This is a genomic window from Allocoleopsis sp. (assembly GCF_036703385.1).
In the GTDB taxonomy this organism is placed as follows: Bacteria; Cyanobacteriota; Cyanobacteriia; order Cyanobacteriales; family Coleofasciculaceae; genus Allocoleopsis.
The window spans coordinates 1-9,671 of sequence record NZ_DATNPA010000672.1 but is presented as its reverse complement, the minus strand read 5'-3'; the positions used below and the strand labels follow the sequence as shown (position 1 = coordinate 9,671).

General features: G+C 46.9%; 9 protein-coding genes and 1 pseudogene. 2 read left to right on the top strand and 8 right to left on the bottom strand.

Features of this window, described 5'->3' with window-relative positions:
- A partial coding sequence (locus V6C93_RS31700) for a hypothetical protein (protein WP_333480665.1) occupies positions 1-926 on the bottom strand: 926 nt, incomplete at its 3' end.
- A 556-nt stretch (positions 927-1,482) separates the two neighbouring features.
- Here V6C93_RS31700 and V6C93_RS31695 point away from each other — a divergent pair.
- Positions 1,483-2,937 (top strand): MFS transporter, encoded by a 1,455-nt coding sequence (locus V6C93_RS31695; RefSeq protein WP_333480664.1) that lies wholly within the window; start codon positions 1,483-1,485, stop codon positions 2,935-2,937.
- Positions 2,938-3,070: 133 nt separating this feature from the next.
- A pseudogene (locus V6C93_RS31690) lies at positions 3,071-3,241 on the top strand (cation transporter dimerization domain-containing protein); the annotation flags it as partial.
- A gap of 155 nt (positions 3,242-3,396) precedes the next feature.
- Here V6C93_RS31690 and V6C93_RS31685 read toward each other — a convergent pair.
- The 7 genes from V6C93_RS31685 to V6C93_RS31655 form a co-directional block, all read right to left on the bottom strand.
- Positions 3,397-4,347 carry an FTR1 family protein gene (locus V6C93_RS31685; RefSeq protein WP_333480662.1) on the bottom strand — a complete coding sequence of 317 codons (951 nt, stop codon included), beginning with the start codon at positions 4,345-4,347 and terminating at the stop codon, positions 3,397-3,399.
- Between the two features lie 103 nt (positions 4,348-4,450).
- The gene (locus V6C93_RS31680; RefSeq protein WP_349262894.1) at positions 4,451-4,885 is read right to left on the bottom strand and encodes a ferritin-like domain-containing protein; all 435 of its coding nucleotides are present in this window, start codon (positions 4,883-4,885) and stop codon (positions 4,451-4,453) included.
- 153 nt (positions 4,886-5,038) lie between these two features.
- Positions 5,039-5,605, bottom strand: a complete 567-nt coding sequence (locus V6C93_RS31675) for a hypothetical protein (protein ID WP_333480660.1) — start codon at positions 5,603-5,605, stop codon at positions 5,039-5,041.
- 279 nt (positions 5,606-5,884) lie between these two features.
- Positions 5,885-6,901, bottom strand: coding sequence for a ComEA family DNA-binding protein (locus V6C93_RS31670; RefSeq protein ID WP_333480659.1), 1,017 nt, complete (start codon positions 6,899-6,901; stop codon positions 5,885-5,887).
- A gap of 129 nt (positions 6,902-7,030) precedes the next feature.
- Complete coding sequence (locus V6C93_RS31665; protein WP_333480658.1) at positions 7,031-8,044, bottom strand: multicopper oxidase domain-containing protein; 1,014 nt, start codon at positions 8,042-8,044, stop codon at positions 7,031-7,033.
- A gap of 261 nt (positions 8,045-8,305) precedes the next feature.
- A complete protein-coding gene (locus V6C93_RS31660; RefSeq protein ID WP_333480657.1) occupies positions 8,306-9,004 on the bottom strand; it encodes a hypothetical protein in 699 nt (232 codons plus the stop codon).
- 18 nt (positions 9,005-9,022) lie between these two features.
- Positions 9,023-9,496, bottom strand: coding sequence for a hypothetical protein (locus V6C93_RS31655; RefSeq protein WP_333480656.1), 474 nt, complete (start codon positions 9,494-9,496; stop codon positions 9,023-9,025).
- Positions 9,497-9,671: the final 175 nt, after the last annotated feature.

Sequence of the window (9,671 nt, the reverse complement as noted above, 5' to 3'; positions counted from 1 at the left end):
TTCATCGTCTCTTGCAACTGAGCTGAGAGGTTTTCGATTTGTTCGACTTGCTTTTGAATAGTTTGCTCTAGTGACTGAATCTTAAAGTCATAACCCTGTTTTGTGGATTCCCACTCTTTCTTAACTAATTCAGCTTTCACCTTGGCATCTTGGTGAATATCTTTGATGGCCTCTTCTCTCGCCTTCTTCACCGCCTCCTCTATCTCACCGGGGAAGGCTTCAACTTTTTGTTGATACTCTTCAAACAAGGGTTGACGCTCTGTAAGGATTTTTTCACGCTCAGCCCATTGCTTGCCTTTTTCTTGATTCGCTTCTAATAATTCTCGTTCTTGAGTGCGTTTTAACTCTTCGTACTCATCCGTTTCAACTTTACGTTTGCGCTCTAATTCGTATACATAGTCCGCTTCTTTTTGCTGCCGCTCTTTAATTAAGCGTTCATTTTGCTCTTGAACTGTATTCTCAAATTCTTCCTGTTCTTTCTCCCAATTTTTCCGATTTTGGGCCATATCTTTTTCGATGGCTTCTCGCTGATTAGCGGCATTTTGTTCCAGCGTTTTGAGCTTTTCCTGATGTTCTTGGGTGAGAAGGTGTAGAGCATCGGCAACCACTCGAACTTGCTGAAGGTCTTGTAAGTGCTGAGTTTCAACACTGATGGCACGATTCAGTTCATCTAATTTGGAGGCTTCTTGGGTTAATTTTTCTGAAAGTCCATTGACAATATTGCCAAATTCAAGTTGTAAATCAGCGAGTCCTTTGACAATACCATCAATGGTATACGTTGAAGCAACTTCTAAAATTTGCTTATTCTTCTCTTTTTCCGCTTCCTCTTCTTTTGTGGCGATTCTTGAGTCAATTCTTTTTCGGTCGGTAAGGATTTGCTGAAATGCTTTAGAAATCTGTTCTTTGCTGTCTTTAGTCGCAACCACGATGGTTCTCCTTACACAATATTTAACTCAACAATGAGCAATACGGCGATACTCGAAATTGGGCGTGTTTTATTCCTAAAAGCTAACGCTTTGAAGAGGAATTTATTACGCTGTTTATCTGTGTTTAACTACACGAGACTTTGCCAAGATTCCGGACGTTGACTTATCTTTTCAAGGCATAATTTGAATGAGCGTTACCCGGTGTATTTCCCTCAACAGGGTATTCGGAATCACCTAAAACTTGATTTCTTGATAGAACAAATGTTCTATTGTAATATACTCAACCACAAGGGCGATCGTCAAGATTGTAGAGCTCGCTAGCCAGAATCTTGGCTGAGTTCTGTTTGATCAATTCAGGGGCAGGCGGGACGCCTACCCCACAATAAAACATAACTCTTGTGGGATGGGCATCTTACTCGTCCTAATCTCAGTTGAAAGCGAATTATCCGCTAGCTAATAATTAGGGTACGAGGTAAAAATCTCCACAAGGCTGAAGAGAGCTTCTTGTGCCGGAGAAACCCAGGACGACTGAGCCATTCCACGACTGATATTGAGCATGAACAGCACGAGAGCATATTCTTCCGGGACTCTACCCAATCCGTCACCCCAGGCTAAATGGTGGGCGATGCTAGGCATTGGGTTGGGCGTACTTATGTTTACCCTGGATACCAGTATCGTTAATATCGCCCTACCCACGCTGGTCCAACAGCTCAACACTAGCTTTGCCACTATTCAATGGGTTGTCCTCAGCTACCTGCTGATCATCACTGCCTTAGTACTCGGTGCGGCACGCTTGGGCGATATGTTTGGCAAGAAGCGTTTATACAATATTGGGTTGATTGTGTTTACGCTGAGTTCGCTGTTGTGCGGACTGGCACCCAATGTCGAGTTTCTCATTGCCTTTCGGGCGCTTCAGGGATTTGGCGCGTTGTTTATCTCCGCGCTGGGGGCGGCGATTATCACAGAAGTTTTCCCCGATTCGGAACGCGGGCGGGCGTTAGGGATTATTGGTGCGGTTGTTTCCCTGGGAATTGCGCTGGGGCCAACGGTGGGTGGGTTGCTGATTGCGATCGCAGGTTGGCGTACACTGTTTCTGGTCAATGTCCCGATTGGCATATTCGCGAGTTTCATCGTCGCTCGTGTTGTACCCGCTTCGGCGAGAAGTGGTTCAAAACAACGCTTTGATACGATTGGGGCGTTGCTGATGACCGCGATATTAACCTGCTTTGCCCTTGGTATGACAGAGGGACAAAACCGAGGCTTTGGCAGTGGTATGGCGGTGACATTGCTCACCCTGGCGGCGATTGGTTTAGTGGGTTTTTTAGCGATCGAATCCCGCATCAATCAGCCCATGCTGGCGCTGGATATGTTTCGCAACCTCCAGTTCAGCCTTAGCTTGTTGATGGGCTTATTGGTATTTATCGCAATCACAGGTTTAATTTTTATCCTGCCCTTCTTCCTCGAACTGGTTGTGAAATTGTCCACTCAGCAAGTGGGGTTGCTCTTGGCGGTGTCCCCCGTATTAGGCGGGATTGTTGCACCTATATCCGGCAGTCTGTCTGACCGTTTTGGGCCGCGTATCATTAGCTTGAGCGGGCTGGTGTTCATGGTGATTGGGTGCTTACTGTTGAGTACTATGGATGCTCAGTTGACTGAACTTGGTTATATTTGGCGGGTTGCACCGTTTGGCATCGGGTTTGGCATGTTTCAGTCACCCAACAACAGCGCGATTATGGGAGGAGTCCCGCGAGAGAGGCTGGGTATTGCTTCGGGGTTGTTGTCGTTGTCGCGCACTTTGGGGCAGACTGCTGGTGTGCCGTTACTGGGGGCTTTGTTTGCAGGGTTGACTCTCAGTAGCCGTAACCTTGCACTCAACACTAAGCTCACAACAGCACCCGTTGAGGCACTCGTCTATGGGGTACAAGGTACCTTTCACGTTGCAGCGCTGATTCTTGGTGCCGCCGCTATCTTGACAGCGGTGGTTTGGAGGCTGGAGCGCTCTTCACTGTAAGACTTTAGCGCGATTAGCCCTCAAGGGGGAAGTAAGATTAGATTGGTTGCAAATCCTTGGGAAAACAGTATAAGGGGGCGTTGCATAGTGTGACCGATAGTGCGAACAACGTTTTAGGCTTGATTGCTAGTCGATTTTCTTCGATGCTAAAGATGTGGAAACCGCTCACAAAATTACCGAAGAAGTTGAATCGCGACTAGAAGAACGCTTTAGTCCTGTTCGAGTTGTAATTCATGTTGAGCCACCCGATTACCAGTCCGATCAGGTTAGCTTTGAACCAGAAATTCATCCAGTAGACCCCTAGTTTTCCACAGATAGGGGTACTTTTCCACAGAAAATGGCGAGTTTTCCACAAAGATAAAGAGAAGATAATCATTGTCATGGCTATTCTTAACCCAATGCCATGCAAGTTTTTTTGCCGTTTTTGGCGAACTCATCAGTATCAAACTGGCATCGATATCACTTCCGGCTTGCGGATTTCTCACGCTGAATACTTGCACCGACTGGCACCCCTAGGCTGTTGAAATAAAGACTGCCAATCGTGAACATAAACAACAAGTAAGCTACGGCTTGAACCACATAGATTTTGTCCCGGTAGCCAATTAAAGCTTTAAACACTACGCCGGGAAACTGATCATCGGGTAAAATGCTGCTGGTATTCCAAACCAGTGGGCCTAAAATGCAGGAATGGTCTTTCGCAAACCGTTCGTAGTAGAAGCATAACTCGGCTGATTTCCGATCCATCTGGGCTAATGTATTGACGGATTCGTCAAAAAGTGATAAAGAAGAGACGACTAAACCGGCAACAATTAGGAGTAACAAAACGCCCATCACTTGAAAGAAGAGGCGGATATTGATTTTCACGCCCCACTTGAACAGCAAAACACCAATTCCTGCTGCTACCGCAATCCCGCTGATCGCACCTAAGGCCGGAACTAAGCCTTGTTGAAATTTGGCAACGATAAACAACACGGTTTCAAATCCTTCTCGCAGGACAGCAATCAGAATTAGGGTGAAGACGCCCCAACCCGCACCATCACCTTGTTTAATCGCCGCCGTAACCGCACCTTCAACTTCCCCTTTTAGGTATTTTGCCTGTTGAGTCATCCAAATGAGCATCCAGCTGAGCATGGCGATCGCAATCACACCAAAGACAGCCTCTAGCAATGGCTCAATCACGGGCGCATACTGCGGATAGGTTGCGCTCAAGCTTTGAATGACCCAGCTAAACAAGACGCCGACCAAGGCACTGGCGACGAGTCCAACAGCAACACCCGCATAAACCCAAGGGTTCAGATGTCCAGCTTTGGCTTTTTTCAGGCAAGCCAGAACAATTCCCACCACGAGGGCAGCTTCAACGCCTTCGCGCAGGGTAATGACAAAAGTCGGTAAAGCAGCACTAAAATCCATTCGTTATTAGTCCTTAGTTATTTTCATTACTATTGCTCTTTTATTCCTAATCAGGGGTCAGTAGCCACAGACCGCTGACTACTGACTCTTAACAACTGACCCCTTAACTAAAATCGCGCAACATTTTTTTTATTTCTATGTTGTGCATTTCTTCTTGGCCAATCATGGTACGGGCAAACTCTTCCAAATAAACACTGGAATCCTCTACGGTTTCTAGTAATTGCTTGTAGAGAGTTAGGGCTTTTTTCTCATGGTTGAGGCTTTCTTCGAGAATATCCCGCACTGAGTGTTTGTAACTTTCCTCAATCGGAGCAATTCGCTGGCTGGGATGCCCTTCTAAACCGGTGAGAATCTCTCCAGCCTGTTGGGCATGGAGTAAGGATTCTGTGGCTTGCGCTTTGAAAAAATCCACAATCGGAGTGCGGTAGGGGCCGGTCACCATCAGGGAATAGTGGGTATAACGGACTACCCCTGCCAGCTCAAATTCCATGATCGAGTTGAGGATGTCAGTGGTGGCTTTTAGATCGAGTTCCTTCATGCTGAAGTTTGGTTCTATGGGTTGTTGAAATTTTCTCATGACGATTTAGGTGCTCGTCTCCAAGTTCACCACCAGACAAAGCACTACACGAGGGAGCGATCGCCTTAGCTTAAGGGTCTTTAACTAGGCGGAATCATTCTAGAAGGCTCATCCTCAAGGGCTTTTTGTATACTCCGTCACAGCTTGCGAGAGAGATTGAAGCGATGCGATCGCTTGGGTTTTGTCTGGATTTGCCGGTTTGATCACGGTATTGGTGACCTGAGTAACCGCTGCTGCCAGTTTGTCGTAGTCAGCTTTAGATTTGTTTTTTACCCGAAATTGGATAATCTTCTGCTGCCAGTTATCGCTAAAACCCTTGGCATATTCTTTGGCTTTGGCAATATCGTTGGATTGCAATGCCTTCACAGCAGCGGGCAAGTAGCCATTCAACTTCGTTAAAGTTGGCTTGGCACCATCATTCGTTTTAGCCGTCGCCTTGGCAGTAGTAGCTGGTGCTACGGCTGTCTTGCCTTTTTCTGGACTCGCAGCAGGACTAGCACCAGGACTCGCCGCCGGATTTACAGCCGCTGTGGACTTGGGGGGAGCGGCCTTGGGCTTTTTCGGTCTTTTGACAATTTGGGGTGTTGAGACCACGGCCTCATTGGGCTGTTCTTGATTACAACCCCCTATCCCCCCAAGCAGGAGGATACTGGCAATCACCACAGCATTAAAACGCATCATTCATCTAACTCCTCAAAAATTCAGGGAATAATCCTAGACGGTCTTGGTCTAAAACGAAGCACCACAGCTACGGCTACAACTAGATACAACTAGAATTGTCAGCTTCATCAAGATAGTAAATTACAAGACTGACACCTGAACACAATTACTTGAGGAGAATTAACGAATCCTGAACATACACCTATGAATTTTTTGTCAAATCTAGCGGTTTCATGAAGTTTGATTTTTCTTCGTCGCTAGAAATGAGAGGGCGTTGGATTGAGCTTTACACTCTGGAGCTTAGGCTTTCAGAACCTTTTGAGCATTCTGCTCAATGGTCTTGATTAGCTGGGAGACTTGCTCAGGAGCCATCACGGGTTTGGCAGGGGCTTGGGCGGAAGGCCATGCGGTTTTCAGTTGAGTCATGCTGTCGGCGATCGCTTTTTGAGCTTCGGGATTTGATTTCGTCAGGGGGTCGGAAATTTGTCCCAAGAGGGTATCGGCATAGGTGACAAACCCCCGTGAGTCCTGATACTCAATCACAGCGCCTATTTTGCCGTTAGCGATCGCAGCCCCATATTCTGAGTTCGCTGCATCCAGTAACTCGTTGATTACCTGTAGCACGAATTGAGGCGATTGACGCTGTTGTTCTGGCAAAACTTGAATCGCCTGATCCACTGACTGCATCGACTGCTCGAAATTCGTTGTCACTTTAGCATCCTTGGGATTTGATTTCACCAAGTCTTGCAAGCCGATCAACGTCTTTTTAAATTCTGGGACTTTCCGCTCATTGAGCTGCTCTTCCACATCGACGTAAATTTCTTCGACTGGATGACCGATATGAGGTTCAGCCTGCTTGGGTAGCTGCGCATTCAGCAGTTCCTTGGCAACCAGCAAATGCCCCTTCATCAAGCCCAGCTTGCTCATATAATCTACATCTTTGGCCTCTCCAGTGAGTACGATATCCTCAACAGTGACCATATCCTTAATTTGGTCAAACTGATCCTGAGCAATCACCTTTTTGGACACCAGTTCCTCAGGGTTGGCATAGGGGCGACTCGCCTGAATTTTATTGGAGAGGGCTGGAATCCCCAATTTGGCTTCTAATTTGTCTAAATCGGACAAAATTGCGGTATTGATGTTGATTTTATCCTTGGCGCTGCTTGAATGATGAGTACTTGTTGCCGCCGGACTGGAATTTTCAGCTGGGGAAGAGGTTGAGGTTACACCAGAGTTTGGAGAGGGGGCGCAGTTCGTCAGAACCACCAATAGCGCACTGGCAACAGCAAGAGCAAGGAAACGGAAAATAGAATTCATTGTACCTTCAGAAATTTGTAATTTGACACGAGAGCTTTAGTTGCTTATTAAAATTCTTTCGCAACATCAATTTAGTTTTTAATTTTCTAGCTAGTAAGAATCTTTGTCAACTAATCATTCAGGAATTCACTAGGCTTGAGCGATAACTTCAAAATTTCCCATGCAACCGGTTTCAGCGATCGCATCTTGGTGGGGATGAAACATATACTTACCCGTGTAGGGATAGGCAAATTCCAGGATGTGCCGTTCTGCCGTTCCCATCGTAATTACATCGGTTTCATAGCTGGGTGTTAGGGTCATCCCGGTAGGATAGACGCGAAAGAAGTTAGCGTGAATGTGAAAGGTAACAGCAGGATCGAACTCAATCATGTTGAGGAGATACAAACGCACCAGCTGATTTTGGTAGATGGGGATCGGCTGATGCATGTAGTAGTGCGGCATTCCGTTAAAGGCATAGAGTTCATTTTTGTTGTCCTCGTTGATGTCATAGCCGCCCATAATCATCACCATTTCATCAGCAGGGGGACGCCCTTGGGGAGGGTCAACGATGAACATGCCATACAATCCTTTGCTGATATGTCGCGTTACCGGTGCCGTGTGGCAATGGTAGAGATGAACCCCGTAAGGTTCGGCATCAAATTCGTAAATCGTCGCCGCACCATGACGCAAGGGTTTGACACCATCGGCCTCAGCTGGGTGGATGCCATGAAAGTGCATGGAGTGAGAATGTCCACCGTTGTTGAGGAAAACAATCCGGACGCGATCGCCTTCTCTAGCACGTAGCGTTGGCCCCGGCACACGACCATTGAAGTTCCAAGTCACAAAGGATACAGCACTATTGAGCTGAACCGTACTATTTCCGGCAACAATCCGAAATTCGCGAATCGTCCGTCCGTTTTCCTTTTTGACTGTGCCATAATCAAAATTCCGGAGCATTGCCATAGGGCTACTCCCATGACCTTCGGAGGAAGAGGCATCATTGGGGAGCGGTGGCACCCTAACCTTCGTGGTTGACTGGCGCGTTTGGGCAACCTGTTGTGCAGCCAAAGCCGCTCCCGCCACGCCAATTCCTGCCAGTCCCAACTTGAGCAGTTGACGACGATTCCACAGAGGAGTTTTCTTAAGCAGAAATGGGTCTGGCATGAATCGCAAGTTATTGCAAATAATTCTCTAATTTAGAAGAATAATTGTTAACTTTTTAAGTGTCAATCATTCTCAACAGCTGGTACCTCTCAAATCAGCAAAGGTTGTTAGTTGTTGGGTTGAAAAACTAACAACCCAAAACAGTTAGGACTTACGCATTAGCCCCCCAGCCCCCAAATCTGGGGGGAGTAAGATCTTGTTCCCCCAAGCTTGGGGGGTTAGGGGGGCTAATCGACGGATATTGCGTAAGTCCTGACAGTATTACCGACCCCACCCATGCCAGGGGCTGACTTCGAGTATCCCTTGGGAAGTAAACACAACCCGAAATTGACCGACGGATTCCTGGATAGAACCCCCTGCTTGGGTACCGGTTTTGTTAGGGGTAGGAGGCACAAACAATTTTGGTAGGGGAGTTTGTTGGAGGTAATCCGAGGCCGCTGAATTGATGGCTTCGTAGGATGTGATCGCTCCGTCTTCGCGCACACTGATGCGGTACTCTAACGCCTGATCGAACCTGCGGCGGCTGGCTTGCCAAACTTGCTCAATTTGGCTGTGTAGCTTTTGGTTCAAAGCTGCTAGTTGCTCGGTGTTGGTAATTTCTGCTGTCGCGTTAGACGGATGACGCGCCTGAGCCGCCTGGTTGGTAGTTGACGCGCTTGAAATATTGAGGGTTTTTTCCGTATTGCCACTACTTGCCGTCCGTGCAAAAGGCTGAGCGACAACAGGCTGAACGTCTGATGATTGGCTAGACGGCTTTGGCAACTGACCCTCAATAGTTAAAGACTTCAAGTGAAAGTTATAAGCGGCAAATTTTTTGTCCTTACTGACTCGCATCAAAGCAGTAGGGAATGTGGCGGCTACTAGAGTAAAAACTCCTATCAAAATCCAGATGTACTGATGCAGCTCCTTCGCTGATATCCGCTTGGTTTGCAGTGACCGATTTTGTGTTGCTGTCTCCATTACTTAACTCCTCACGTCTTACGTTAATGGCAAATAGGGAAATAGGGGATGCCAGCTCATAGCGGTGGCAGCAATCAATAAGGTAAAGAACCAAAAAAAGATCGTTTTGGATTTGATAGATTTGTTCTTCCAGAGAAAGTGGAGGATAGGCCAACTCACCAGCCAGCCGATCAACAACATCGTTTCTTTTCCGGTGTAACTGCCAATGTTGCCCCAGATTGGATTATCGCTATGGCTTCCAGGTATCCAGCTCCCAATCATCCAAACAATTTTTTCTCGTGCTTTGGATGTATCTGATAAGTGATGAGTCACCATCATCAGAAAACAACCAAATGCTGCACTAATTAAGGCCGCCGCAGCGGGGCCTGAAACTTTTGGTGGATTTTGAGAACCGATTGCTAAGCCCTTGGGAAAGTATTTTAATCGCTTCCAAATGGCACCGTATATTGGTTCATCTTCTACTTGAAGATTGCGGGATAGTTTTTGAGTCATCAATCACCTTTTGAGACAAGTTTAGGATTCAGCATGGAGGTAGTTGTGCAAACTTCCAATGCTTTATAAAGAATGAATTTTAGCCACACCAAGCCCTGTTACTAAGCCACCCATAGCGAAAAACATCATTGCCATCAAAGCCACGCAGGTAACGGCTAGAACTGGGCGATTTTCT